Annotated in this window: 19 protein-coding genes; 13 read left to right on the forward strand and 6 right to left on the reverse strand. The window is 71.4% G+C overall.

Annotation, left to right across the window (positions count from 1 at the left end; all coding sequences use genetic code 11):
• Nucleotides 1–117: 117 nt before the first annotated feature.
• The gene (locus AMY39116_RS0313660) at nucleotides 118–1,191 is read right to left on the reverse strand and encodes a LacI family DNA-binding transcriptional regulator (protein ID WP_020418205.1); all 1,074 of its coding nucleotides are present in this window, start codon (nucleotides 1,189–1,191) and stop codon (nucleotides 118–120) included.
• 66 nt (nucleotides 1,192–1,257) lie between these two features.
• Here AMY39116_RS0313660 and AMY39116_RS0313665 point away from each other — a divergent pair, with 66 nt between their 5' ends.
• From AMY39116_RS0313665 to AMY39116_RS0313705, 9 genes are all read left to right on the forward strand, one after another.
• A complete protein-coding gene (locus AMY39116_RS0313665) occupies nucleotides 1,258–2,445 on the forward strand; it encodes an MFS transporter (RefSeq protein ID WP_020418206.1) in 1,188 nt (395 codons plus the stop codon).
• A 20-nt stretch (nucleotides 2,446–2,465) separates the two neighbouring features.
• On the forward strand, nucleotides 2,466–4,475 hold the full coding sequence (locus tag AMY39116_RS0313670; protein WP_020418207.1) for a cytochrome c oxidase assembly protein: 2,010 nt from the start codon (nucleotides 2,466–2,468) through the stop codon (nucleotides 4,473–4,475).
• Between the two features lie 170 nt (nucleotides 4,476–4,645).
• The gene (locus AMY39116_RS0313675; protein WP_020418208.1) at nucleotides 4,646–5,143 is read left to right on the forward strand and encodes a single-stranded DNA-binding protein; all 498 of its coding nucleotides are present in this window, start codon (nucleotides 4,646–4,648) and stop codon (nucleotides 5,141–5,143) included.
• Nucleotides 5,144–5,241: 98 nt separating this feature from the next.
• Nucleotides 5,242–6,918 (forward strand): energy-dependent translational throttle protein EttA, encoded by a 1,677-nt coding sequence (ettA, locus tag AMY39116_RS0313680; RefSeq protein ID WP_020418209.1) that lies wholly within the window; start codon nucleotides 5,242–5,244, stop codon nucleotides 6,916–6,918.
• Nucleotides 6,919–6,970: 52 nt separating this feature from the next.
• Nucleotides 6,971–9,658, forward strand: a complete 2,688-nt coding sequence (locus tag AMY39116_RS0313685) for a hypothetical protein (protein WP_020418210.1) — start codon at nucleotides 6,971–6,973, stop codon at nucleotides 9,656–9,658.
• A gap of 892 nt (nucleotides 9,659–10,550) precedes the next feature.
• A complete protein-coding gene (locus AMY39116_RS0313690) occupies nucleotides 10,551–15,512 on the forward strand; it encodes an NAD-glutamate dehydrogenase (RefSeq protein ID WP_027935897.1) in 4,962 nt (1,653 codons plus the stop codon).
• A gap of 10 nt (nucleotides 15,513–15,522) precedes the next feature.
• Complete coding sequence (locus AMY39116_RS0313695; RefSeq protein WP_020418212.1) at nucleotides 15,523–15,945, forward strand: thioesterase family protein; 423 nt, start codon at nucleotides 15,523–15,525, stop codon at nucleotides 15,943–15,945.
• Nucleotides 15,942–16,583, forward strand: a complete 642-nt coding sequence (locus AMY39116_RS0313700) for a hypothetical protein (RefSeq protein WP_020418213.1) — start codon at nucleotides 15,942–15,944, stop codon at nucleotides 16,581–16,583. The genes AMY39116_RS0313695 and AMY39116_RS0313700 overlap by 4 nt, the downstream gene beginning before the upstream one ends.
• 39 nt (nucleotides 16,584–16,622) lie before the next feature.
• On the forward strand, nucleotides 16,623–17,462 hold the full coding sequence (locus AMY39116_RS0313705; protein WP_020418214.1) for an LLM class F420-dependent oxidoreductase: 840 nt from the start codon (nucleotides 16,623–16,625) through the stop codon (nucleotides 17,460–17,462).
• Between the two features lie 37 nt (nucleotides 17,463–17,499).
• On the opposite strand, the gene AMY39116_RS0313710 is transcribed toward AMY39116_RS0313705, so the two are convergent.
• Together AMY39116_RS0313710 and AMY39116_RS0313715 are read right to left on the reverse strand one after the other, a co-directional pair.
• Nucleotides 17,500–17,883 (reverse strand): globin, encoded by a 384-nt coding sequence (locus AMY39116_RS0313710; RefSeq protein WP_020418215.1) that lies wholly within the window; start codon nucleotides 17,881–17,883, stop codon nucleotides 17,500–17,502.
• 16 nt (nucleotides 17,884–17,899) lie between these two features.
• Nucleotides 17,900–18,856, reverse strand: coding sequence for a mechanosensitive ion channel family protein (locus tag AMY39116_RS0313715; RefSeq protein WP_020418216.1), 957 nt, complete (start codon nucleotides 18,854–18,856; stop codon nucleotides 17,900–17,902).
• Between the two features lie 382 nt (nucleotides 18,857–19,238).
• On the opposite strand from AMY39116_RS0313715, the gene AMY39116_RS0313720 reads away from it, so the two are divergent.
• From AMY39116_RS0313720 to AMY39116_RS0313735, 3 genes are all read left to right on the forward strand, one after another.
• Complete coding sequence (locus AMY39116_RS0313720; RefSeq protein WP_017987643.1) at nucleotides 19,239–19,736, forward strand: HNH endonuclease; 498 nt, start codon at nucleotides 19,239–19,241, stop codon at nucleotides 19,734–19,736.
• A 678-nt stretch (nucleotides 19,737–20,414) separates the two neighbouring features.
• Nucleotides 20,415–20,684, forward strand: a complete 270-nt coding sequence (locus AMY39116_RS0313730) for a hypothetical protein (protein ID WP_017987644.1) — start codon at nucleotides 20,415–20,417, stop codon at nucleotides 20,682–20,684.
• Nucleotides 20,671–21,156 carry a DUF5130 family protein gene (locus AMY39116_RS0313735; RefSeq protein WP_020418218.1) on the forward strand — a complete coding sequence of 162 codons (486 nt, stop codon included), beginning with the start codon at nucleotides 20,671–20,673 and terminating at the stop codon, nucleotides 21,154–21,156. Before AMY39116_RS0313730 ends, AMY39116_RS0313735 begins: the two co-directional genes overlap by 14 nt.
• A gap of 585 nt (nucleotides 21,157–21,741) precedes the next feature.
• On the opposite strand, the gene pepN is transcribed toward AMY39116_RS0313735, so the two are convergent.
• Nucleotides 21,742–24,303, reverse strand: a complete 2,562-nt coding sequence (gene pepN, locus AMY39116_RS0313740; RefSeq protein WP_027935898.1) for an aminopeptidase N — start codon at nucleotides 24,301–24,303, stop codon at nucleotides 21,742–21,744.
• A gap of 131 nt (nucleotides 24,304–24,434) precedes the next feature.
• Between pepN and AMY39116_RS0313745 the strand changes: the two genes are divergently transcribed.
• A complete protein-coding gene (locus AMY39116_RS0313745) occupies nucleotides 24,435–25,046 on the forward strand; it encodes a DsbA family protein (RefSeq protein ID WP_020418220.1) in 612 nt (203 codons plus the stop codon).
• Here the strand turns inward: AMY39116_RS0313745 and AMY39116_RS0313750 are convergent.
• Both AMY39116_RS0313750 and AMY39116_RS0313755 read right to left on the reverse strand, forming a co-directional pair.
• Nucleotides 25,033–25,710: an MBL fold metallo-hydrolase gene (locus AMY39116_RS0313750; protein WP_020418221.1), complete on the reverse strand. Its 678-nt coding sequence runs from the start codon at nucleotides 25,708–25,710 to the stop codon at nucleotides 25,033–25,035. The two genes, AMY39116_RS0313745 and AMY39116_RS0313750, sit on opposite strands and share 14 nt — an antisense overlap.
• The gene (locus tag AMY39116_RS0313755) at nucleotides 25,707–26,384 is read right to left on the reverse strand and encodes a 2-phosphosulfolactate phosphatase (protein WP_020418222.1); all 678 of its coding nucleotides are present in this window, start codon (nucleotides 26,382–26,384) and stop codon (nucleotides 25,707–25,709) included. Before AMY39116_RS0313755 ends, AMY39116_RS0313750 begins: the two co-directional genes overlap by 4 nt.
• Between the last annotated feature and the right edge of the window lie 3 nt (nucleotides 26,385–26,387).

Genomic DNA, 26,387 nt, shown 5'->3' on the forward strand with positions numbered 1-26,387 from the left:
TCAGCAGGGATTTCTACTTCTGTGGATAAGTAGGTTCCGTTAACTCGATCGGGGCCTCGGAAACGCACTTGTCCACAGGGTGCCGAATTCGTTCTTGCCGAATGGGCGAAACCTCTGCTATTTGGCGGGACCCGTGGAACCGCGCACCACCAGTTCGACGTCCAAAGTGGTCGCCTTCGGCGCGCGCTGCCCGGCGAGCAGGCGCAGCGCCAGTTCCCCGGCCAGCTGCCCCTTGCGCACGAGGTCCTGCCGCACGGTCGTCAACGGCGGATCCGACCACGCGGCCGGCGGCGTGTCGTCGAACCCGACGATCGACAGGTCCGCAGGCACCCGGAGGCCGCGTTGCCGGGCGACGGCCAGCGCCGCGAGGGCCAGCTCGTCCGACATGCACAGCAGCGCGGTCGGCTCCCGGTCCAGCAACGCCGCCGCGCCCGGCATGGCCGCCTCCCGCGACAGTCCGGACACCTCCCAGATCGGCACCGCGTCCGGATCGATCCCGGCCGCCGCCAAGGTTTCCAGGTAGCCGGCGAGCCGCTCCCGGTTGTCCAGGAACCGGCTCCGCGCCGCCTCCGTCGCGCTCAACGGGCCCCCGCGCGGCTCGGACAGGCACTGCGCGGACAGGATCGCGAACCGCCGGTGGCCCAGCTCCAGCAGGTGCCGGGCCGCGGCCGTCGCGCCGCCGCGGTCGTCCGTCGACACCCGCGCCGACCCGGGCACGATCGGCTGGTCGATCACCACCAGCGGCAGTCCGCGCTGCTTGACCGCACGCAGCGCGGGCGCGTTGTCCGCCAGCGAGTAGGCGACCGCGAGGTCCGCCTGCGCCGCCAGCACTCGGTCCGCCCGTGGTCCGCCGTCGTGCCCGCCCGGCAGGAGGAGCAGCGCGTGCCCTTCCGGATCGACCCGGCTCGCGAGCGCATCCAGCGTGATCGACAACGCCGGGTCGGAGAACGCCGCCGACAACCCGGTGTCGAGCATGAAGGCGATCGCGCCCGAGCGCTGCGTGGCGAGGCTGCGGGCGGTCGGGTTGGGACCCGCGTAGCCGAGCCGCTTCGCCACGCGCAGCACTTCGTCCCGCAGCTCGGCCGACAGCTGGTCCGGGCGGTTGTACGCGTTGGACACCGTCGCCCGCGAGACGCCCACCGCTTCGGCGACGTCGTCGAGCGTCGGGCGGCGCCGACGGGTACCGGTCATCGCCGCAGTCTAGACCGATCACCGACCGGCTTGACGTTCTGAAGCGCTTAAGTCATTGTGGGACGGGTGATTGGGGTCAGTGATCGGGTAGCGGTCTTCGTCGTCTTCGCGCTCAACGGCGCGGTTTACGGGTCGTGGGCGCCGCGCGTGCCCGCGCTCGCCGAGCAGGTCGGAGCCAGTCCGGGCGAACTGGGGCTGGCGTTGCTCGGCGGCACCGCGGGGCTCCTGCTCGCGGCACCGCTGTCCGGCCGCGTGTCGGAGCGGTTCGGCGCGCGTGCCGTGATGCTCGTCGCGACCCTGCTGTCGTGCGTCGTGCTGTCGCTGACCGGCCTGGTCGGCTCGGTGGCGTGGCTCGCGGTCGCGTTGTTCGGCCTCGGTTTCGCCAACGGCGGGCTCGACGTGGCGATGAACATCGGCGGCGTCAGCGTCGAGCGGCGCACGGGCAAGGCGATCATGCCGGTCTTCCACGCCGGTTTCAGCTTCGGTGGGCTGGTCGCGTCCGCCGCCGCCGGGCTCGCCGCGGCGCAGCACTGGTCACCTGAGCGGCACTTCCTGGTCGCCGCCATCGTGACAGCGCTTGTGATGCTGGTCGTCTACCACGGCTTGCCGCGCGCGGTGCCCCGGACCGAACGAGCCACCCGGCCGGCGACCACCGCACCCACCCGGCGCCCGGTGCTGTGGCTGCTGGCCGTGGTGCCGCTGTGTTCCGCGATGGCTGAAGGCGCCAGCTCGGACTGGTCCGCGTTGCTGCTGGTCACCGAGCACGGCGCGGGCGAGGGCGCCGCCGCGCTCGCCTTCACCGCGTTCTCGCTCGCCATGGCCGTCACCCGGCTCGGCAGCGCGTGGGTGCAGCGCCGCCTCGGCGCCACCCGGACCCTCGCGATCGGCGCGGTCGTGGCCGCGGCCGGGCTGCTGGTCTCCGCACTCGTCCCGGTCGCCGCGCTGGCCTTCGCCGGGTTCGTGCTGGCCGGCACGGGTCTGGCCGCCGCGTTCCCGGTTGCGCTGAGCCTGGCGGGCGACGCGGGCAAGCGCTCGGACGGCAGCGGTGGGGAGCGCGAGATCGCGTTCGTCACCACTGTCGCCTACACCGGGTTCCTGGCGGGTCCGCCGCTGATCGGCGGTATCGCACAGGCGACCTCGTTGTCCGCTTCGTTCGTGCTGGTAGCGGTTCTGGCGGCGCTCATCGCGCCCGCCGCGGTCGGCGCGAGTCGCGCACGTCACCGTGAACGGACCGCTGCCGAACTCCCCGTTTGAGGCGGGCCTACCCTCGACGTGTGCCCTCCGAAGTTTCCGAGACCGCGACCCGGCGCCGGGTGAGCGTCCTCCCGCTGCTCCTGGTGTGCGGGTTGCTGGCGGCGGTGGTGGCCGTCGCGCTGCTCGCGCTGTCGGGCGGGGCCACCTACCAGATCGCCGGCCTGCCCGAGCCGGGCCTCGTGACCCAATACGGCGTCGGCGTGGTCCGGGTGCTCGCCGACGCGGCGTCCGTCGTGTGCGTCGGGTCCCTGCTGCTCGCGACGTTCCTGGTGCCGCCGCAGAAGTCCGGCGTGCTGGCGCGGGACGGGTACGCGGCGCTGCGCACCGCCGGGATCGCCGCGTGGGTGTGGTTCTTCGCCGCGCTCGCTTCGGTTCTGTTCACCGCGGCGGACGCGGCGGGCAAGCCGGTCACCGAGCTGTTCTCGCCGCAGGTCCTGCTGGACCTGGTGGACGCGATCGAGCAGCCCAAGGCCTGGCTGTGGACGGCTGGCATCGCGCTCGTGCTGGTGCTCGGCTGCCGCCTGGCGCTGTCGTGGGGCTGGACCGCGGTGCTGTTCGGGCTGTCCGTCGCCGGGCTCGTCCCGGTCGCCGTGACCGGCCACTCGGCCAGCGGCGGCTCGCACGACCTCGCCACGAACAGCCTGCTCTACCACCTGATCGCCGCCTCGCTGTGGGTCGGCGGCCTGGTCGCGCTCCTCGCGCTCGGGTGGCGGCGCGGGGAGCACCTGTCGCTCGCGGCGCGCCGCTTCTCCCGGCTGGCGCTGGTCTGCTGGATCGTGATGGCCGTGTCCGGCGTGGTCAACGCGCTGGTCCGGCTGCCGCTGTCCGACCTGCTCACCACCGAGTACGGGCTGCTCGTCGTGGCGAAGGTCGTCGCGTTGCTGGTGCTCGGCGTGTTCGGACAGCAGCAGCGGACTCGCGGGGTGCGCGCGGTGGTGGACGGACAGGGCGGCGGGCAGTTGCTGCGGCTGGCCGCGGTCGAGGTCCTGATCATGTTCGTCACGATCGGCATCGCCACCGCGCTCGGCCGCACCCCGCCGCCGCAGGAGGCCGTCCAGCCGTCGACGACGGAACTGCTCATCGGCTACGACCTGCCCGGCGCGCCGACCGCGCTGCGGCTGCTGTTCGACTGGCGCTTCGACCTCGTCTACGGCACGGCGGCGATCGTGCTGGCCGTCCTCTACCTGGCGGGCCTGCGGCGGTTGCGGCGCAACGGGATCGAGTGGCCGGTCGGACGCACGGTGGCGTGGCTGGCCGGGTGTTTCGTGCTGCTGATCGCCACGTCGTCCGGCATCGGGCGCTACTCGCCCGCGATGTTCAGCGTGCACATGGGCAGCCACATGCTCCTGTCGATGATCGCGCCGGTGCTGTTCGTGCTGGGCGGGCCGGTGACGCTGGCGCTGCGGGCGCTGCCGGTGGCGGGCCGGGACGCTCCGCCGGGGCCGCGCGAGTGGTTGCTGGCCGCGGTGCATTCACCGGTGTCCCGCGTGCTCACCCATCCGATCGTCGCGCTGGCCTTGTTCGTCGGTTCGTTCTACGCGCTGTACTTCTCCGGCCTGTTCGACGCGGCGCTGAACTACCACTGGGCACACCTTCTGATGAATGCCCACTTCCTCCTCGCCGGTTACGTCTTCTACTGGCCGGTGATCGGGGTGGACCAGGCTCCGCGGCGCCTGCCGCACCTCGGCAGGCTCGGGATGATGTTCGCCGCGATGCCGTTCCACGCCTTCTTCGGCGTGATCCTGATGTCGAAGCAGACGATCATCGGTGACAACTTTTACCGGGCGCTGCACCTGCCGTGGGTTTCCGACCTGCTGGCGGACCAGCGACTCGGCGGCGGCATCGCGTGGGCTTCCGGCGAGGTCCCGGTGCTGCTGGTGCTGATCGCGTTGCTCGTGCAGTGGTCGCGGGCCGACGCGCGCGAGGCGAAGCGGAAGGACCGCCGCGAGGAGGCCAGCGGCGACCAGGAGCTGGCGGCCTACAACGCGATGCTCAAGCAGATGGCGGACCAGGGCAAGCCGCGCCCCTAGCACAGCCCACCGACAATTCCGGGGTCACGACCGATCAGCCCGGCGAGTTGTCCACACGCTCCGAAACCATCCACAGATTTCGGCCGATTTCGCTTTCGCTCTCCCAATCGCTCGTTCCCGGTGCACTCTTGATCTCAAGCCGGTGACGACGAGTGTGAAGGAGAGCGGCGATGGCGATCGGGGAGACGATGGTGACCCTGGTGGGCACGGTGACCAGCGACATCACGGTCAAGCGGGTCGGGCAGGACAGGCACGAGCTGGCGATCTTCTGGGTGCGCAGCGATGAGCGCCGGTTCGACCGGAACAGACAGGAGTGGGTGCCGGGCAGGCGGTTCTCGGCGCGGGTGGTGTGCCGCCGCGGGATGGCGGTATCGGCCGCGGACGGGCTGCGCCGGGGCGATCCGGTCGTGGTCAACGGGCGGCTGCACACCGCTGACCCGGACACCGGCGGGTCTCGTGCTCAACTTGAACTCGAGGCTTTCGCGCTCGGGCCGAACCTCGCCCAGTGCGGCGTCTCGCTGAGGCGGGGCCCGCGGCCCGAACCCGATGTCCCGTCCCAGATCCCGTTGTGGGACGCTGCCGGCTCCGCCGTCGAAACCCTGCAGGACGGGCCCGTGGACGAGCCTGCGCCGGCGCTCGCCGGGCCACGAGGAGGGCAGGGCCCGTGACGAGCGGAGCGTTCTCCACGGTGACGAGGGGTTGACTGTCCGTCGCGGGATGGTGACCGGCGTTCGGTCGCGCGTGACACGGCTCTACGATCGTGGGCATGGCCGAGTTCATCTACACCATGAAAAAGGTGCGCAAGACCGTCGGGGACAAGGTCATCCTCGACGATGTCAGCACCGCGTTCTACCCGGGCGCCAAGATCGGCGTCGTGGGTCCGAACGGTGCCGGCAAGTCCACCGTGCTGAAGATCATGGCGGGGCTCGATCAGCCGAGCAACGGTGAGGCCTTCCTCCAGCCGGGCGCGAGCGTCGGGATCCTGCAGCAGGAGCCGCCGCTCAACGAGGACAAGACTGTGCGCGGCAACGTCGAGGAGGGCCTCGGCGAGATCAAGGTGAAGCTCGACCGCTTCAACGAGATCGCCGAGCAGCTGGCCACCGACTACAGCGACGAGCTGATGGAGGAGATGGGCCGGCTCCAGGAGGAACTCGACCACGCCGACGCGTGGGAGCTGGACTCCCAGCTCGAGCAGGCGATGGACGCGCTGCGCTGCCCGCCGCCGGACGAGCCGGTCACCCACCTCTCCGGTGGTGAGCGCCGCCGGGTCGCGCTGTGCAAGCTGCTGCTGTCGAAACCCGACCTGCTGCTGCTCGACGAGCCCACCAACCACCTGGACGCGGAGAGCGTGCTGTGGCTGGAGCAGTTCCTGGCCACCTACCCCGGCGCTGTCCTCGCGGTCACCCACGACCGGTACTTCCTGGACAACGTCGCCCAGTGGATCATGGAGCTCGACCGCGGGCGCGTCGTCGGCTACGAGGGCAACTACTCCACGTACCTGGAGAAGAAGCGGGAACGCCTCGAGGTCCAGGGCAAGAAGGACGCCAAGCTCGCGAAGCGCCTGAAGAACGAGCTGGACTGGGTGCGGTCGAACGCCAAGGCACGCCAGACCAAGTCGCGGGCCCGTCTCGACCGCTACGAGGAGATGGCCGCGGAGGCCGAGCGCACCCGCAAGCTGGACTTCGAGGAGATCCAGATCCCGCCGGGGCCCCGGCTGGGCAGCGTGGTCGTCGAGGTCTCGCACCTGAAGAAGGGCTTCGAGGACCGCGTCCTGATCGACGACCTGTCGTTCACGCTGCCGCGCAACGGCATCGTCGGCGTGATCGGCCCGAACGGTGTCGGTAAGACGACCCTGTTCAAGACCATCGTCGGGCTGGAGAAGCCGGACGACGGCGAGGTCAAGATCGGCGAGACGGTCAAGCTGTCCTATGTAGACCAGAACCGGGCCGGGATCGACCCGAAGAAGACGGTGTGGGAGGTGGTGTCCGACGGGCTCGACTACATCAACGTCGGGCAGACCGAGATGCCGTCGCGCGCGTACGTCAGCGCGTTCGGGTTCAAGGGCCCGGACCAGCAGAAGCCGTCGGGCGTGCTCTCCGGTGGTGAGCGCAACCGGCTGAACCTGGCGCTGACCCTCAAGCAGGGCGGCAACCTGATCCTGCTGGACGAGCCGACCAACGACCTGGACGTCGAGACCCTGGGCTCGCTGGAGAACGCGCTCGAGCAGTTCCCCGGGTGTGCCGTGGTCATCTCGCACGACCGGTGGTTCCTGGACCGCGTGGCGACGCACATCCTCGCGTGGGAGGGCACCGACGAGAACCCGGCCAAGTGGTTCTGGTTCGAGGGCAACTTCGAGGGCTACGAGAAGAACAAGGTGGAGCGGCTCGGACCGGACGCGGCCCGGCCGCACCGGGTGACACACCGCAAGCTGACTCGCGACTGAGCGGGAAAGCCCCGTGCTAGCACGCTCGAGCCGACACGGAAGCGGAGTCCCCTTGGTAGCCACCCAGCACAGCCGATCCGGTTCGCGTCCGCAGGACGGCGGCCGGAGCGCGGAGATCGCCGCGGTCGAGCGCCTGCTCGGCCAGGCCGCCGACTTCGAGCTGCGCGCGCCCGAGCTGGCGCTCGTGCTCGGGGAGCGGGCGGCGGCCCTGGCCGAAGCCGCCGGGGCCGAGGAGCTGTGGGTGCGTGGCGAGGGACTCGCGGTGTCCGCGCGGGTTCGTCTCGGTTTGCGCGCGCCGACGGTGGGGCGTGCCGTGGCTGCTCTGCGTGCCGCGGAGGACACGGGGCAGACGACGCTCGCGGCGCAGCTGCGCACCGACCTCGCCGTCTGCGCCCGCAGCGTCGGTGCGCCCCTCACCGGGCTCGCCGCGCTGCGGCCGGTGCTGGACGCGTCCGGCTTCGGCGGTGCGCGGAAGGCGGCGGTGCTGAGCCAGCTGGTGGCGTGTCTGGCGCAGTTCGGGCGCAAGCTCGAGCTCGACAAGACGCTCGCCGAGGCTGACCGGTTGTGCGGGGCGGACGACGACCTCGACGGCGACGGGCGGCTGCTCGCGCGGTCGCTGCTGCGGGTCGCGGTGTCGGCGCACCGGCGGCGTCACGGCGACGTGATCGGCGCGGCCGACGCGGCGCGCACGGGGCTCGGTTTCCTCGAACAGCTGGAGGACGCGCAACACGACGGCGGTGTGGTGCGGGTCCGGCTGGTGCTCCAGCTCGTGTGCTCGCTGCTCGACCGCGGGGACGGCAGGAACGCGCTGGACCTCGCGCAGTCGGTGCTGGACGAACCGGCGCGGGCCGCGTCGGTCGCCCCGGCGGGATGGCTCCGGATGGCGATCGCCACCCGGGTCTTGCTGCCCTCCGGCAGTGTGGAGGCGGCCGCGCGCATGCTGCGGGATGCCGTGCACGCCACGGAACGGCACGAGCTGCACGCGTTGACCGCGCGGCTGTGGACAGAGCTGGCACACGTCGAGGAGCGCCTCGGCCGCTACGCCGAAGCCATCGAGTGCCTGCAGCTGGCGCGTGCGGCCGAGCACATCCACGCGCGGGCCCGCCGCCAGGCGGTGGGACTGCTCGCCGGAGAGTTCGGCGGTGGCGGGCACGAGGTCGACCTGGACCGCGTGCTCGGGTCGGTGCCTGCGGGCGAGGGAACGAGTGCTTCCGTTGCGGTCGCGCCGTTGTCGGTGCCCGAGCCGAAGGTTCCGGCCAGCCGTGAGCCCAGCGCCGAGGTCGCGACCGGGAACGGGGACGCCCCACGGCCTCGTGTGGCGGCGGAACAGAGCCGGAACAACAGCGAACGGCCGAGCTGGTCGCTGGCGCCCGAACCCGCCGACAAGCGTCCGGACGTTGCGAAGGTCTCCCGCGCCGAGGATGCGGCACAGGTTTCGCGGTGGGATGAGATCGGGACCGCCTCGCGGTTGGAGCGGACCTCGCGGGCGGACGAGGTGGCACGGTCCGAGCGTGAGTCCGCACGAGCGAAGGCGGACGAGAGCGCGGCAGCGTCGCTCGAGCAGCGTGAGTCGGTGCGGGACCGAGCTGAGGAGGCCGCGGCGGTCTCGCGCCTCGACTCACGCGAGTCGGTGCGGGCTGACGAGGGTGTGTCGCGGTCCGAACCGGCTTCTGGCGACGTGGTGCGGTACCGGCGGCCCGAGACGGCCGTGTCCGGCATGCCGTCGGATTCCGAGCGGCGGACAGCCGGAGGGCGTCGGCGGGCCGAGGAGAAGTCGGCCGGGCAATCGGCTGATGTCTCGCCGGATGAGGTGTCGTCCGAGATCGTGGCGATTTCCCGGTCGGAGCGCGCTGACACGCGGGCGTCCCGGAAGACGCGGCACGATTCGGAGCACGGGTCGGTCGCGGCGCGGAGCGTGCTGGACCGGCTGGGGGTCAGCACCGGTGCGGGTGGCGGGCGCCGCCGCGCGCCTGGCACGGGAGAGCCCGAGTCGGGCGGGCACCGTCGCGCGCCTGGCACGGGGGAGCCCGAGTCTGGTGGACGTCGCCGCGCTGAGGACGGCCCGAGCCGGGAATCCGTCGCGCCCGAAGCTGTGGGCGAGGGCGTCCGCGGTGAGTCCGTCGATGCGGGCCGGGATTCTGCCGGACGAGCCGACGAGAGCACGACCCTCAGCGGCGACTCCGGCACGCGCCGCGAGTTCTCCGCCCCGGAGGACACCGCCCGGGAGGACGGTGGCTCGCCGAGCGAGTCGTGGTTGAGTGCGGATGCGGAGCCGGTCAGTCGGGCGGACGTCTCGCCGGCGGGGCGGGCCGAATCCGAGGCGCGCAGTGAGAACGAGCCTGCGCCGAGCATGCCGGTCATCGACAACTGGTTGCCGCGCTTGCGGTTGCCACCGTCGCTGGCGCCGTGGGACGACTCCACCGACACGGACAGCGAACCGGCTCCCAGCAACAGCACGTCGGAGACTCCGTTCACGAACGCGCCGGTGCTGCAGGACGACGGCCTCGGCGAGCCGTTCCGCACCGAGCTGACCGGCGTGCCGGACGACGACCTGCCCGAGGACGCCGGCCTCGCGGACCTGCTCGCCCGCGCGCTCGCCGAACACCAGGCGGGCACCGCGAGCGCGGCGGCGCTCGTGAAGCGACTCGGCAACCAATCGTCCTCCGAGCCGCGGCCCGTCAACGGCCACGGACGCAACGGCAGCGAGCCCGGAAACGGCCGCCACCGCGGCGACCGCTGATCTCCCCGGCCGGCCTGTCGACGCCGGCGCGGCAGGCTTGGCCTGGCGTTGCTGCGCTGGCGCCCCTTCCGGCGCGCGGCTGGGGTGAGGGTTGGTGGTGGGCGTTGCTGCGCTGGTGACCCCTCGCAGCGCGCAGCCGGGGTGAGGGGTTGGCGCTGAGTGCGTTGCCGCGCTGGTGCCCCTTCGCGGCGCGCAGCCGGAGTGAGGGGTTGGCGGTGGGCGTTGCTGTGCTGGTGCCCCCTCCTGGCGCGCGGCCGGTGAGGGTTGGCGGTGGGTGCGTTGCCGAGCCGGTGCACCTCTCGGCGCGCGGCCGGGGTGCGGGGTTGGTGGTGGGCGTTGCTGCGCTGGTGACCCCTCCCGCCGCGCGGCCGGTGAGGGTTGGCGGTGGGTGCGTTGCCGAGCCGGTGACTCCTCGTGGCGCGCGGCCGGGGTGAGGGGTTGGCGGTGGGGGGATGGCGCGTTGGTGAGGCTCCGGTGGCTGGTTGGGCCGGGGGAGTGGCGGCGGTGGGATTCGACGCGATCGGCGGCTGCGGTGGAATTCGCGGCGATCTGCGGCGTGAACCGTCCGAGCACTGCATCTCGCGGCGGTCTGGGCCCGTTGACACCCGGTGGGGGCCGGGCATCAGGCGGCGGTGCGTCCGCGGGGGTTTGCCGCCTCGCCAGGCGGGGCAGTCGCGGGGGATGGACAGCGGCGGCCGATCGCCCCGCCGGGCCGCGCGAAACCCGGGCGCGGAGGCACGATGAACACCTCCGAACCCCAGCGCCGATCTGCCTCGGTTGTGCATCGATTCAACAATCCGATGGTCGGGCGTCAGCACGATTTACGAGCTGGTTATGGTGGTGTTCGTTCAGCGTCACGCGCGCGATCAGACTCGGTGGAGAGTTGCCTGAGATGAGCTCGACGAGAGTGTCCGTCCGCCCCGGAACCGCGACCGGAACCGACCGCCTACGACCCGCCAGCCCGGAGCAGATCCGGGACGAGCTGATCGAAGCCGCGGCCCGGCACGCTCCCGACATCGCCGACCTCATCCGCCTCTACTACCGCCACATCCCCGCCGACGAGATCCTCGGCGACGACCCCGTGGACCTCGTCGGCGCCGTCCGGTCCCACCAGGAGTTCGCCCGCAACCGCGTGCCGGGGCGGCCCGCTGTCCGGCTGCTGAACCCGACCACCGCCGAGGACGGCTGGACCCGCGACGCCACCGTGGTCCAGATCGTCACCGACGACATGCCCTACCTGGTCGACTCGATCACCGCCAAGCTCGCCCGCGACGGCGTCCAGGTCCAGCGCCTCGTGCACCCGATCGTCGCCGTCACGCGGGACATCACCGGCGAGCTCGTCAAGGTCCACCCGGCCGCCGACGTCGCCAACCCGCCCGAGGGCGCGATGGTCGAATCCTGGATGTACGTCGAGATCGACCTCATCACCGACCTCAACCGCGCCCGCGAGCTGGACACCCATCTCGCCTCCGTGCTCGGCGACGTCCGCGAGGTCGTCGAGGACACCGACAAGATGATCCAGGCCGCCGAAGGCCTCGCGGCCGAGCTCGACGCCACCCCGCCACCCTTGCCCTCCGACGAGGTCACCGAGGGCGCGAACCTCCTGCGCTGGCTCGCCGACGGCCACTTCATGTTCCTCGGCTACCGCCGCTACGAACTGGTCGAGGACCCCGACCCGGGCACCGACGAACCCGCCCTGCGCGCCGTCCTCGCGTCCGGGCTCGGCGTGCTCCGCCAGGACAGCCTCGCCGCGCGCAGCCTCACCGCGGGCCCCGACACGGCCGCCACCGCGCTCGCCCCGCACCTGCTCGTCCTCACGCAGGCCAGCGCACCGTCCACAGTGAACCGTCCGGTCTACCCGTACTACGTGGGCGTCAAGACGTTCGACGAGCGCGGCAACGTCACCGGCGAACACCGGTTCCTCGGCATGTTCACCACCTCCGCGCTGCACGAGGACGTCCTGGACGTCCCGGTCGTCTCCCGCAAGGTGTGCGAGGTCATCCACCGCGCCGGCTTCCCCATGGAGTCCTACTCCGGCCAGCGCATGCTCGAGGTCCTGCAGAACTGGCCGCGCGCCGACCTGTTCTCCGCCGACCTCGACTCGCTCTACTCGACCGCCGTCGGCGCCATCACGCTGTCCGACCGGCGCCGCCTGCGGCTGTTCCTGCGCCGCGACACCTTCGGCCGCTTCTACTCGTGCCTGGTGTTCCTGCCGCGCGACCGCTACACCACCCGGTCCCGCCTGGCGATGCAGGAGGTGCTGCTGGCCGAACTGGAGGGCACGCACCTCGAGTACGGCACGCGCGTCGGCGAGACCGCGCTCGCCCAGGTCCACTTCACCGTCCACACCGACCCGGCCACGCGCGTCGAGCCGGACGTGCTGCGCATCCAGGAACGGCTCAACGCGGCGGTGCGCAACTGGGACGACCTGATGGTCGAGGCGATCCTGGCCGAGCGGCGCGAGCGGGCGGGCGAGGTCGCCCGCACCACCGCCACTCTCGGCGAGGAGTCGGCCGGCGAGCTGGGCCAGCGCTACTCGGGCATCTTCCCGGAGGCGTACAAGGAGGACTTCACCGCCGTCGAGGCGCTCGCCGACCTGCGCAAGCTGGAGGGCCTGACCGGCCCCGACGACCTGGCGATGTCGTTCTACACGCCGGACGGCGCGGAGCCGGGGGAGCGGCGGTTCAAGCTCTACCTGCTCGGCGAGGGCGTCACGCTGTCGGCCGTGCTGCCCGTGCTGCAGCGGATGGGCCTGGAGGTCGTCGACGAGCGGCCCTACGAGCTGCGCCGCTGGGACGGGACCCGCTCCTGGGTCTACGACTTCGGCCTGCGCATCGGCCTCACCGACCTCGGTGACGCCGAGGTCGACCTGCGGGAACGCTTCCAGGACGCGTTCGCCGCCGCCTGGCGGGGCGACTGCGAGGTCGACGACTTCAACGCCCTCGTGCTGCGCGCCGGGCTGACCTGGCGCCAGGCCGCGGTGCTGCGCGCCTACTCGCGCTACCTGCGCCAGGCAGGCACGCCGTACTCGCAGGAGTACATCCAGCGCGCCGTCCTCGCGCACACCGACATCGCCAAGGCGCTGGTGAAGCTGTTCGAGCACCGCTTCGACCTCGCCACGAACCCGGACGCCGACGAGCAGACCGAGGCGCTGGTCGGCGAGATCTCGGCGATGATCGACGCCGTCACCAGCCTGGACGAGGACCGCATCCTGCGGCGCCTGCTGTCGGTCATCTGCGCCACCCTGCGCACCAACTACCGCGTCACCGACGCCGACGGGCGCCCCCGCCCGTACCTGGCGCTCAAACTCGACCCGCAGAGCGTGCCGGACCTGCCGGAGCCGCGGCCGCGGTTCGAGATCTTCGTGTACTCGCCGCGCGTCGAGGGTGTGCACCTGCGCTTCGGCTCGGTCGCGCGCGGTGGCCTGCGCTGGTCCGACCGCCGGGAGGACTTCCGCACCGAGATCCTGGGCCTGGTCAAGGCGCAGGCGGTGAAGAACGCCGTCATCGTGCCGGTCGGCGCGAAGGGCGGGTTCGTCGTCAAGCGCCCGCCCGCCCCGACCGGCGACCCGGGCGTGGACCGCGACGCGCACCTGGCCGAGGGCATCGCCTGCTACCGCATGTTCATCTCGGGCCTGCTCGACCTCACCGACAACCTCGTCGAGGGCCGCACGGTCCCGGCGAAGGACGTCGTGCGCTACGACGGCGACGACAACTACCTCGTGGTCGCCGCGGACAAGGGCACCGCGACCTTCTCCGACATCGCCAACGAGGTGTCCGCGTCCTACGGCTTCTGGCTGGGCGACGCCTTCGCCTCCGGCGGCTCGGTCGGCTACGACCACAAGGCCATGGGCATCACCGCGCGCGGCGCGTGGGAGAGCGTCAAGCGGCACTTCCGCGAGCTGGGCGTGGACACCCAGAGCCAGGACTTCACGGTCGTCGGCATCGGCGACATGGCGGGCGACGTGTTCGGCAACGGCATGCTGCTGTCCGAGCACATCCGGCTGGTGGCGGCGTTCAACCACCTGCACGTCTTCCTCGACCCGAACCCGGACGCGGCGGCGTCGTTCCGCGAGCGCAAGCGCCTGTTCGAGCTGCCCCGCTCGTCGTGGGAGGACTACGACCGCTCGCTGATCAGCGAGGGCGGCGGCGTCTTCTCCCGTAGCGCCAAGACGATCCCGGTCTCGCCGCAGGTGCGGCAGGCGCTCGGCCTCGCCGACGACGTCACGCAGCTCGCCCCGGCCGACCTGATCCGCGCGATCCTGCTGGCGCCGGTGGACCTGCTGTGGAACGGCGGCATCGGCACCTACGTCAAGGCCGAGACCGAAAGCCACGCCGACGCCGGGGACAAGGCCAACGACGCCGTGCGCGTCAACGGCAACCAGCTGCGGGTGAAGGTGGTCGGCGAGGGCGGCAACCTGGGCCTGACCCAGCGCGGCCGCATCGAGTTCGCGCGCGCCGGCGGCAAGATCAACACCGACGCGCTGGACAACTCCGCCGGCGTGGACTGCTCCGACCACGAGGTCAACATCAAGATCCTGCTCGACCACCTGGTCAGCAGCGGCGCGCTGGACCGCGAGCAGCGCAACGAGCTGCTGCACCAGATGACCGACGAGGTCGGCCGCCTGGTGCTGGCGGACAACTACCACCAGAACGCCGTCCTCGGCGTGAGCCGGGCGCACGCGCCGCAGATGCTGCCCGTGCACGCCCGGCTGGTCGCGAACCTGGAGAAGGCCGGGGCGCTGGACCGCAAGCTGGAGGCGCTGCCGAGCAAGCAGCAGTTCCAGGCGCTGGAGAAGGCCGGCGACGGCCTCACCTCGCCGGAGCTGGCGACCCTGCTCGCGCACGTGAAGCTGGAGCTGAAGGACGAGCTGCTGGCCAGCGACCTGCCGGACGCGGAGGTGTTCGCCCGGCGGCTGCCCGAGTACTTCCCGGAGCCGCTGCGCGAGCGGTTCGCCGACCGCATCGGCGAGCACCCGCTGCGCCGCCAGATCATCACCACGCTGCTGGTCAACGAGGTCGTCGACGGCGCGGGCGTGTCCTACGCCTACCGCCTTGCGGAGGAGATGAACGCGACCGCGACCGACGCGGTGCGCGCGTACACGATCGTCACGCGCGTGTTCAACCTCAACGCGCTGTGGGACGACATCAACGCCCTCGACAACGCGGTGCCCACCGAGGTCCAGGACGAGATGATGCTGGAGTCGCGGCGGTTGCTGGACCGCGCCGCGCGCTGGTTCCTCGCCAACCGGCCGCAGCCGCTGGCCGTCGGGGCCGAGATCTCGCGCTTCGGGCCGGTCGTCGCCGAGCTGGCGCCGAAGGTCGACACGCTGCTGCGCGGCCGCGAGGCCGAAGCGGTGCGCGAGCAGGCCGACCGCTACGCCGAGGCCGGCGTGCCGCGTGAGCTGGCGCTGCGGATCGCGGGCCTGCTCGACGCCTACGGCCTGCTCGACGTCGTCGAGGTGGCCGAGCTGGCGGTCCGCGAGGCCGGGGTGGACGTGGAGAGCAGCCCGGAGGAGGCGTCGCAGCTCTACTACGCCCTGTCCGCGCACCTGGACGTCGACCGGCTGCTCACCTCGATCAGCGCGCTGGAGCGGGGCAACCGCTGGCACGCGCTGGCCCGGCTGGCCCTGCGCGACGACGTGTACTCGTCGCTGCGGGCGATCACGCTGGACGCGCTGCGGCACAGCGATCCCGGGGACGGCACCGACGACAAGATCGCCCAGTGGGAGAAGGCGAACGCCTCCCGGCTGGCACGCGCCCGGGTGTCGCTCGACGAGATCAACCAGTCGGGCCGGCTCGACCTGGCGACGCTGTCGGTCGCCGCGCGCCAGCTGCGGAGCACGGTGAGGTAGGAATATCGGGGTGTACGTAGCGAAGGTGCGGCCCCGCTGGTCGGACATGGACGTGTTCGGGCACGTCAACCACGCGAACATGGTGACGTTGCTCGAAGAGGCACGCGTGCCGTTGTTGTTCGACGAAGCGGGCCGCGCCGGGCTCGCGGAGTTCGCGAAGGGCATGGTCGTCGTGAAGCTGGCCGTGCAGTACCGCGCCCCGGTCGTGGTCGACGGGCAGGAGATCCGGGTGGAGATCTCGTTGCAGGACCTCAAGTTCGCCTCGCTCACCCTGGCCTACCGGGTGCACGACGGTCCGGACGCGGAGTCGCCCGTCGCGGTCACCGCGGAGACCGTCCTGGCGCCCTACGACGTCACCACCAACCGCCCGCGCCGCCTCACCGCGGAGGAGCGGGCGTTCCTGCAGACCAGGCTGACGGAGGCCGGCGCGTGACCGAGCTGCGCATCCCGGACCGGGGCGACCGCGAGACGCTCGGGGCCTTCGTGGCCAGGGCGGTGCGGCTGGACGGCCAGGCGGCGGTGCGGCTGCGCAACCGCAGCGGCGGCGGCGGCGTCGTCGAGGCCTGGGTGTCCACGCCGTTCGACTGCCTCGCGACCCGCGCCGTGCACGGCGAGGTCGAGCCGGGCGACGTGACGGTGTCCGGCAACGAGTTGCTGGCCGCCCTCACGGTCGCCGGTGGCGAGCGGATGGACCCCGGCCCGCCGCGGGACCTGCTGTGGCACAGCGAGCTGCCGGCCACCGGGCCCTGGCAGCTGATCGACGAGCTGCCGACGAAGGTGATCAGCGAGCTCACCGACCGCGGTGTCGCGCTGGCCCGCGAGAACGCCGGCCCGCACGGCAATCCGCCGGCGTCGCTGATGGACCAGGCGGTCCTGACGGTCAGCGAGGGCGACGTCGAGGTCAAGGTCCAGATGCGGTGCCTGTTCGCCCTGTCCGGGATGGGGTTCTTCGACTCGTCCATCCCGGACGACATCATCCGGGTGACAGCCACGAACTCGTGGATGCGACTGGACGCCAGGTACGGCGCGGTGGTCCGGCGGCGGCACGCGCTGCTGCCCCTGCTGTTCTGACTTGCGCTGGAGCTGCTCCAGGTCACTAGGGTCGCGGCCATGCGCTTCGCGTTCAAAACCTCACCGCAGAACACCGAATGGGCCGACATGCTCGCCGTGTGGCAGGCCGCCGACGACATCGAGGTGTTCGAGTCGGGCTGGACCTTCGACCACTTCTACCCGATCTTCTCCGACCCGACCGGCCCGTGCCTGGAGGGCTGGGTCACGCTGACGGCGCTCGCGCAGGCCACCAAGCGGCTGCGCCTCGGCACGCTCGTCAGCGGCATCCACTACCGGCACCCCGCGCTGCTGGCGAACATGGCCGCGACCCTGGACATCGTGTCGAACGGGCGGCTGGAGATCGGCATCGGCGCGGGCTGGAACGAGGAGGAGTCCGGCGCCTACGGCATGGAACTCGGCACGGTCAAGCAGCGCAGCGACCGGTTCGAGGAGGCCTGCGAGGTGCTGGTCGGCCTGCTCACCCAGGAGACGACCACCTTCCAGGGCGAGTACTACCAGCTCACCGACGCCCGCAACGAGCCGAAGCCGATCCAGCGCCCGCACCCGCCGATCGTGATCGGCGGCAGCGGCGAGAAGCGCACCCTGCGCACCGCCGCCCGCTTCGCGCAGCACTGGAACTTCGTCGGCGGCACGCCGGAGGAGTTCGCCCGCAAGCGGGACGTGCTGCACCAGCACTGCGCGGACATCGGCCGCGACCCGAAGGAGATCATGCTGTCCAGCCACGTGCGGCTGGGCACCGATCTCGACTACGCCAAGGTCGCCGACGAGGCCGCCGCGCTCGGCGAGCAGGGCCTCGACCTGGCCATCGTCTACCTGCCGCCGCCGCACACCCCGGACGTGCTGGAGCCGCTCGCCGACGCGCTGAGCAAGCTGAGCTGACGCCCGAGGGCCCCGTGCCCGGCAGCGGGCACGGGGCTCAGACCCAGCTGTTCATCATGCTCTGTGCGGCCATCTCCAGGTAGTTCCACAGCTGCGTCTCCAGCGGCTCCGGCAGCCCCGCCTCGTCGACCGCGATCCGCATCGCGCGCAGCCACGCGTCGCGCTCGATCGGGCCGATCTTGAACGGCGCGTGCCGCATCCGCAGGCGCGGGTGTCCGCGCTGGTCGGAGTAGGTGTGCGGGCCGCCCCAGTACTGCATCAGGAACAGCCGCAGCCGGTCCTCGGCCGGCCCGAGGTCCTCCTCGGGGTACATCGGCCGCAGCACCTCGTCCTTCGCCACCTCGGCGTAGAACCGCGCGACGATCTTGCGGAACGTGGGTTCCCCGCCGACGGCCTCGTAGAAGGACTGGGGGTCGCTCATACCGGTCACCCCTCCATCATGCCGTGGTCGCCGTGGACAGGAAGCCGGCTTCCTCCAGCGCCGTGAGGCACGCCGCACGCAGCTGCCGCTGCACGGCCCACTGGCGGCCCGGCCGCACCTTCACGGTCAGGCGCAGTTCGATGCTCTCCGGTGTGACCTTCTCCACGCCGAGCACCTCGGGCTCCTCCAGCAGGTCGACCGACAGCGGCTCGGTCGCGGCCGCGGTGTGGGCGGCCTCGGTCAGCACCGCCGTGGCGCGTTCGACGTCGGCGTTGTAGCTCAGCGGCACGTCGACCAGGGCGATCGCGTAGCCCTGGCTGGAGTTGCCGACGCGCGTCACCTCGCCGTTGCGGACGTACCAGACGGTGCCCTTGACGTCGCGGATCGTGGTGATGCGCAGGCCGACCGACTCGACCGTGCCGGTGGCGGGACCGATGTCCACGACGTCGCCGACGCCGTACTGGTCCTCCAGCATCATGAACATGCCGGACAGGAAGTCCTTGACGAGGTTCTGGGCGCCGAAGGCGAGCGCGATGCCGACCACGCCGGCGGAGGCGAGCAGTGGCCCGAGGTTGATGCCCAGCTCGCCGAGGATGTAGATCGCGGCGAGCCCGAGCACGACGAACGAGGTCAGCGACTTCAGCACCGAGCCGATCGTCTTGGCCCGCTGGCGGCGCCGCTCGGCCACGACCGGGCCGAGGATGTCGGGGGCGCGCTCGCGCAGGGGACGCAGGATCGTGGGCAGCTTGCCGCCGTTGCCGCGCGGCATGGTGGTGACCCGGTCGATCAGCTTGTGCAGCAGGAACCGGATGATCAACGCGACGAGCAGGATCAGGATGATCCGCAGCGGCTTGGCGATCAGCCAGTTGGCGGAGGCCGCCAGCCATTCGTTGTGCGTGATCTGGAACACTTGGTAGCACCAGGTGCCGGGCTGGTTGATGCACTCGGGTGCTTCGTTGAGCAGCGGCGTCACGGGGCTCGGGGATCCCTTTCTGGCCGTTTTCGCCCGTCGTCACGCAGACGTCGAACGAATTTCACAGGACACGTCTTCTAACACAGGTGCGCATCGGGTGTGATCTGTGGTCGACTATGGCTGCACCGGTGGAGGTGGTCGAGTGCCAGACCGACAACCGATCCCCCTCGGCGCCCCCGACCAAGCGGTGGGCGGGCAGGCGCCGGAGGTAGCCCTGTGTGCTCACCAAGGTCAGGGGCCGCCCGGAGGCGGACCTCAGCCCAGTGGGCCACCCCCGCGAGGCGGCCGCGTGAGCCGACCCTCGGGTCAGCGTAGAGGGCGGGATCCGGCCGGTCTGAACGCCCCTGCCGCGCCCGGCGCGTTCTCGATGGGCAGGCGTCGCGTGCTGCTCCTCAACGCCACGTTCGAGCCGCTGACCGCGCTCCCGCTGCGGCGGGCCGTGGTGCTGGTGATGTGCGGGAAGGCGGAGGTCGTGCACGGCGATCCGGGAGGCCTGACGTTGCACGCCGCGACGTTGTCGCTGCCCGTGCCGTCGGTGATCCGGTTGTCCACGTACGTGCGGGTGCCCTACCGGGCGCAGGTGCCGCTGACGCGGGCCGGGCTGATGCACCGGGACCGCTACAAGTGCGCGTACTGCGGCGGGCGGGCCGAAACGATCGACCACGTGCTGCCGCGCAGCAAGGGTGGGCCGCACAGCTGGCAGAACTGCGTGGCGTGTTGCGCGAAGTGCAACCACCGCAAGGCCGACCGGCTGCTGGAGGACCTGGGCTGGCAGCTGCGCGTGGTGCCGACGGCGCCGCGGGGCCCGCACTGGCGGCTGCTGGTGCACTCGGGGGACGCGGACCCGCTGTGGAAGCCCTACCTCGGCGTGGCGGCCTGACAGGGGACGCACCGGCGCCCCGGCTGTGGTGGTGAGCCGGGGCGTTCCGACGTCTTCGTCTCGGTGGTGGTTCGGTTCAGTTCGGGGAGGGACTGCGTCTCAGGCCGCGGTGACTCGGGTGCCGCGGGTGACCCGGGTGCCCATCGTGACGCGAGTGCCACGCGTGACGCGGGTGCCCATCGTGACTCGGGTGCCGCGGGTGACTCGCGTGCCACGGGTCACGCGGGTGCCGGCGGTCACGCGGGTCCCCCTGGTGACCCGGGTGCCGCGGGTGACTCGAGTACCGGCCGTCACCCGTGTGCCGCGCGTCACACGCGTGCCCCGCGTGGTGGAGCCGTTGGATGCGTCGATCAGTGACGCAGCGTGGTCATCGTTGGTCTGAGCGAGGGTACGGAGCAGGTGCATGATCTGTCCTCCAGGGACCTGTGCGTTACTCATTGGGAAGGGGAGCGGGGCGCAAGGCCCGTACAGGTGAAAAAGCTACGAGGAACTGGGCCACCGGACAAGGCAATCGCGCCCGGTGCGGCCGGCTGTACGTTGAGTTGCAACCTTTCGTCCGACCGCTCTTCAGCCCATCGCCCCAACGTGGTCGCGACGCTCGGCGGACGGCGGCCCCCACGCGACGAGCGGTCGTGACCGGCTTCGGCGGGCTTGGGCTCGTCGGGCTACTCTTCTGGCGTGAACATCGGAGAGACGATCCTGATCTTCGCGCTGATCCCGGCCGCGATCTACGGGGTGATCAGCGTGCTCACCCTGCGGTCGAAGCTGACCGGCACGCCGCGCTACCGGCCCGGCCAGGCCTGGGAGTACCCGCCGATGTGGTGGAGCGGCAACCCGGAAGGTATCGGGACCGTGCACGACACGCACTCCGGCGAACCGGTGGAGAACAGGGACGCGAGCGGGAACGCGCGCGTGACGGCGGCAGGAGGAGCCCGTGGCAGCTGGTGAGCTGACCCGACAGCCAGGATCGGACGAGGAGCTGGAGATCGGGGTCGCGATTACCGCGACCGGTCGCCGCTCGGTGGCCCGGATGTACGAGCCCGCTGCTCCATCCAGCCCATTCAGCACCGTCCAGTTGGCCCGTCTGGACGAGGCGCTGACGCTCGCGAGCCGGGAGACCGGGCTCGACTTCAGCGTGTACCTGGGCGAGCTGGGCTCCGAGAGCCGCGCCCGCGCCGAGGAGCTGCACGCGAGGATCGAACCCGACTCCGCGAACGCCGTGCTGATCGCCGTCTCGCCCGGCGAGCGTGTGGTGGAGATCGTGACGGGCTCCGACGCGATCCGCCGTCTCCCCGACCGCGGCGCCAAGCTCGCCGTGATGAGCATGGTGGCGTCCTTCAAGGAGGGCGACCTCATCGGCGGCCTCACCTCGGGGCTGCGCATGCTGGCCGACCAGGCCGGCTCCGCCCCCAAGCACTAAAAGGCAAAAAAGGAGAAGGGCGGTCGCGTTAGCGGCCGCCCTTCTCCTTTTGATCTTTGAACCAAACCCGAGCTGGGCGGTCATCCCGTCGCCTGACACGCAACGATCACCTTGAGCCAGGGCCGCAACCTCCGCTGCCCGCGTGAGATGACATGCCAACCTTGCGGCCCTGGCTCAAGGTGATATGCACAAACCGGAAGGCGACGGGATGACCGCACAGCGACCACCCACCCGAGGCGAGACGAGGCACCCAACCCCTGGTCATCCCGGAGCCTGCCCGTCCGGCGAGGACTCTTTTGATCTTTAAACCCGCGCCTTCGCGCGAAAACAGCGCCTCACGGCGCCAAACGGTCACCTTCCGACCACCCCCGCCCCCTCTCCCTGATTGTGTTTCAGTCGCCGAGCAACGGCGTCAAGGCGGGAAAGCGTGCCTTGACCCCGCTGATCGGCGACTAAAGATCGGCTGTGGATCGGGGGCGGGGGAGGTCTGGTTGGGGTAGTCGGTGGCGTTGCGTTGCCGGCTTGCGGTTGCTCAAAAGAAGGGGGCGCCGAGCTTCGCCCGGCGCCCCTTTGCTCTTCCGTTGATCAGCCCTCGTCGAATTCCCGTGCTGCCAGTGCGCGCACGATGCCGGCTCGGCCTTCCGAAACCAGCCGCCGTAGGGCAGCGGGGTGGTCGCCCGCCAGCCACTCGTCCGCGGCCTGCACCGTGGCGTGTTCGACCGCCCAGGCGGGGAACAGGCCGACGACCGTGGGCTGGGCGCGTTCGCTCGACCGGCGGGACCAGACCTCGTCGATGGCGGCGAAGTAGGTGCTCACGTAGCCCGTCAGCAGGTCCTTCTGCCCGGGGTGGGAGAAGCCGCCGATGATGGCGTTGCTCATCGCGTTCGGGAGGTCGTCGTCGTAGACCGCGCGCTGCCACGCCTCCGCCTTGGCCTCCGGGGTGGGGCGCAGGGCGCGGGCGTGCTCGGCGTGGCGTCGGCCCGTCGCGGTGTCGTCCCGGGCCAGTTCCGCGTCGATCTCCTCGTCCGCCGCCCGGCCGTGCGCCACCAGCGCGTTCAGCAGGCGCCAGCGCAGGTCCGCGTCGACCACGAGGCCCTCCAGCGGGTTCGACCCGTCGAGCCAGCCTGCCAGCACGTCGACCGTCGCGTCGTCCAGGACCGAACCGGTCAGCGAGTTGACGAACGCCAGCTGGTGGTCCGAGCCCGGCTCGGCGGCGCGGGCCAGCTCCAGCAGCTTCCGGGTGAACTGCGGCCATCCCTCGGCCGCCGCCCAGGACGGCTGCGCGTACGAGTTCAGCGCGGTCTGCGCCTGCAGCAGCAGTCGCTGCACGACACCGACCTCGGTCTCCGCGTGGATCCCGTGCAGCACGATCTGCAGGAAGTCCCTGGCCTTCAGCTCGGCCTCGCGGGTCATCTCCCACGCCGCCGACCAGCACAGCGTCCGCGGCAGCGGCTCGGTGATGTCGGCGATCCGGTCGACCAGCGTGGTCAGCGAACCGGCGTCCAGGCGCATCGTGCAGTAGGTCAGGTCGTCGTCGTTGACCAGCACCAGCTTGCCCGCGGGCTGCCCGACCAGGTCCGGCACCTCGGTGCGCTCGCCCTCGACGTCCAGCTCCACCCGCTGCTTGCGGACCAGCTTGCCGTTCTCCTCGTCGTAGATGCCGACCGCGATGCGGTGCGTGCGCAGCTCACCGGCGCCCGGCTTCGCGCCGGTCTGCAGCACCGCGAACGACGTGAACCGGCCTTCGGCGTCGGTCTCGAACTTCGGCCGCAGCGAGTTCAGGCCGGTCGTCTCCAGCCACTGCGCGCTCCACCCGGACAGGTCGCGGCCCGACGCCTCCTCCAGGGCGCTGAGCAGGTCGGCCAGCGTCGCGTTGCCCCACGCGTGCTTGCCGAAGTACACCCGCAGCCCGGCCAGGAAGTGGTCCAGCCCGACGTAGGCCACCAGCTGCTTCAGCACGCTGGCGCCCTTGGCGTAGGTGATGCCGTCGAAGTTCACCTCGACGGCCTGCAGGTCCACGATGTCGGCTGCGATCGGGTGCGTCGAGGGCAGCTGGTCCTGCCGGTAGGCCCACGACTTCTCGATGTTGGCGAAGCTCGTCCAGGCGTGCTCGTACTCGGTGGCCTCGGCCTGCGCCAGCACGCTCGCGAACGTCGCGAACGACTCGTTCAGCCACAGGTCGTCCCACCAGCGCATGGTGACCAGGTCGCCGAACCACATGTGCGCCATCTCGTGCAGCAGCGTCTCGGCGCGCCGCTCGTAGGCGTAGCGGGTGACCCGGCTGCGGAAGACGTAGTCCTCCAGGAACGTCACCGCGCCCGCGTTCTCCATCGCGCCCGCGTTGAACTCCGGCACGAACAGCTGGTCGTACTTGCGGAACGGGTACGGCGTGGCGAACGCCTTGTGGTAGAAGCCGAAACCCTGCTTGGTCTCGGTGAACAGCCGCTCGGCGTCCATGTGCTCGGCCAGCGACGCGCGGCAGTAGATGCCCAGTGGGATCGTGCCGTGCTCGTCGGTGTACTGGTCGTGCCACTCGGCGTACGGGCCGGCGATCAACGCGACCAGGTACGTCGAGATGCGCTCGGAGGTGGCGAAGACCGTGCGGGTGGTGCCCTCGGCGGTCTTCTCGGTGCTCTCCACCGGCGCGTTGGACACGACCTTCCAGTCGCTCGGCGCGGTGACCGTCAGCCGGTAGGTGGCCTTGAGGTCGGGCTGGTCGAAGCAGGCGAACATGCGCTTCGCGTCGGCCGTCTCGAACTGCGTGTACAGATACACGGCGTCGTCGACCGGGTCGACGAACCGGTGCAGGCCCTCGCCGGTGTTCATGTAGCGGCAGTCGGCCTCGACGACCAGCTCGTTGGTCGCGGCGAGGTTCGGCAGCTCGACGCCGTTCTCCTCGGTGTAGCCGGAGACGTCCAGCGCCGTGCCGTTGAGCGTCGCGGAGCGGACGGAGCCGGCGACGATGTCGACGAACGTGCTCGCGCCCGGCTTCGTGGCGGCGAACCGGATCGTTGTCTTCGAGTCGAAGCTTCTCTCGCCCGGGCCGCCGTTACCGTCCGTGAGGTCGAGGGCGATGTCGTAGGACTCGACCTCGAGCAGCTCGGCACGCTGTTTGGCTTGGTCACGGGTCAGGTTAGGGGCGGGCACAGGCACCTCGGAAACGCTCGCGGTTGTCATTCTCGGTGATCCCGCTATCCAATCATGTTCCGGCGGGGAACAAGTGCCCTCCGCGTGCTGTTGGCCCGTTTGACGGCCCAGCACCCACAGGGAGAACACTGATGACCGCAGAGCGCACACGCGTGGACTTCTACTTCGACCCCGTCTGCCCGTTCGCCTGGATCAGCTCGCGCTGGATCCTGGAGGTGGAGAAGCAGCGCGACCTCGACCTGAACTTCCGCGTCATGAGCCTCGCGGTCCTCAACAGCGGGCGCGACCTGCCCGCGGAGTACAAGGAGCTGCTGGAGAAGGCGTGGGGCCCGGTGCGGGTGGCCACGGCGCTCGCCCAGGAGAAGGGCGAGGCGATCCTGCGGGACTTCTACACCGAGTTCGGCACCCGCTACCACAACCAGGGCAACAAGGACATCCCCGAGGTCACCCGGCAGGCCCTGGAGGCCGTGGGCGCGCCCGCCGACCTCGCGTCCGCGGCCGACTCCGCCGAGTACGACGACGCGCTGAAGAAGAGCCACCACGAGGGCATGGACCCGGTCGGCATGGACGTCGGCACCCCCACCATCCACATCGACGGCGTCGCGTTCTTCGGCCCGGTGCTCAGCTCGATCCCGAGGGGCGAGGACGCCGTGAAGGTGTTCGACGGCGCCCGGCTGCTGGCGAGCTACCCCGACTTCTACGAGCTCAAGCGCACCCGCACCGGCGAGCTCAACTTCGACTGAGCTCGTCGCGCTGGGCGGCCACGAAGTCCGGGCCGACCGGATCGCCGTGCCCCGGCACGATGGTGGCGGGGCGCAGGGCGAGCAACCGGTCCAGCGCCGACGGCCAGTGCGCGGGGTGCGCGTCCGGTCCGATCGACGGCGGCGCGCCCTGCTCGACCAGGTCGCCGGCGAACAGCACCCCGGCGTCCGGCACGTGCACGGCCACGTCGTGGTCGGTGTGCGCCACGCCGGGGTGGACCAGCTCCACGGTCCGCCCACCGAGGTCCAGCTGGACGCTGTCGGTGAGCAGGTGGTCCGGCAGCACCAGGCGCGCCGCCGCGAGCCGCTCGGCTTCCGGCTTGCCCGCCAGCCGGCGCACCCACTCCGCCCGGTCGGACTCGCCTTCGCGGACCAGCGCGTCCCGGCAGCGTTCGTGCGCCCAGACCGGGCAGGGCAGGAACGCGGCGGTGCCGAAGTGGTGGTCGAAGTGGGCGTGGGTGATGACCACGGTCCACGGCAGCGCGGTGATCGCGCGGACCTCCGCCGCGAAGGCCGCGCCGTGGACCTCGTCGCCGCCGGTGTCGATCACCAGGCACCGCTCGGCGCCCACGACCAGACCGAGCGTCTGGTCCAGGTGCTCGTAGCGGCGGGCGTGCACGCCGTCGGCCAGTTCGAGCCAGGTCACGCGGCCTCCAGGAGATCGTCGACCAGGACGGGGACGGCCGTGCTGACGTCCACCTGCGCGGCCAGCTCGACGTCCCGTTCGTGGCCGTTGGCGGTGAGTTCCCGGCCGGAGACACATCCGCGCAACGCCTCGGCGATGTCCGTGCCGCGGTAGGCGGTGGCGGCCAGCAGCGCCTCGGGGGAGGCGACGCGGCCGGACAGCGCGGCGGCGATCGCGCCCGCGCCGAGCAGGTCCTCCACACACGGCCGGAGCGGTCCGCGGGGAGCGGTCGTCGTGATGTTGATGCCCCAGCGCTCGCCCGCCGGGACGACGCCGACCGGGCGCCCACCGGCCAGCCGGTCCGCCGCGGCCGCGACCGCCGAGGCGTTGCGCAGGCAGCCGACGAGCACCGTCGCGCCGGTCTCCGCGGCCTCGGCGCACAGGGTCGCGCCGTTCGGGGACGGCAGGTCGAGCAGCCCGGGATCCAGGCCGACCGCGGCCGGCCGCGGCACCCGGTCACCACGCCAGCGCAGGGGACGGACCCGGCCGCCGCGGCCCGTCACCAGGTCCACCGTCGTGCTGAACGACAGGACGTCCACGACGATCAGCACCGCGCACTCCCGCCCCAGCCCGGCGACCCCTTCCGCACCCCACTCCAACCGCAGGTCATGCCCGTCCTGGGCGAACGCGTCCACACC

Source organism: Amycolatopsis sp. ATCC 39116, assembly GCF_000231075.2.
Taxonomy (GTDB): Bacteria; Actinomycetota; Actinomycetes; order Mycobacteriales; family Pseudonocardiaceae; genus Amycolatopsis_E; species Amycolatopsis_E tucumanensis.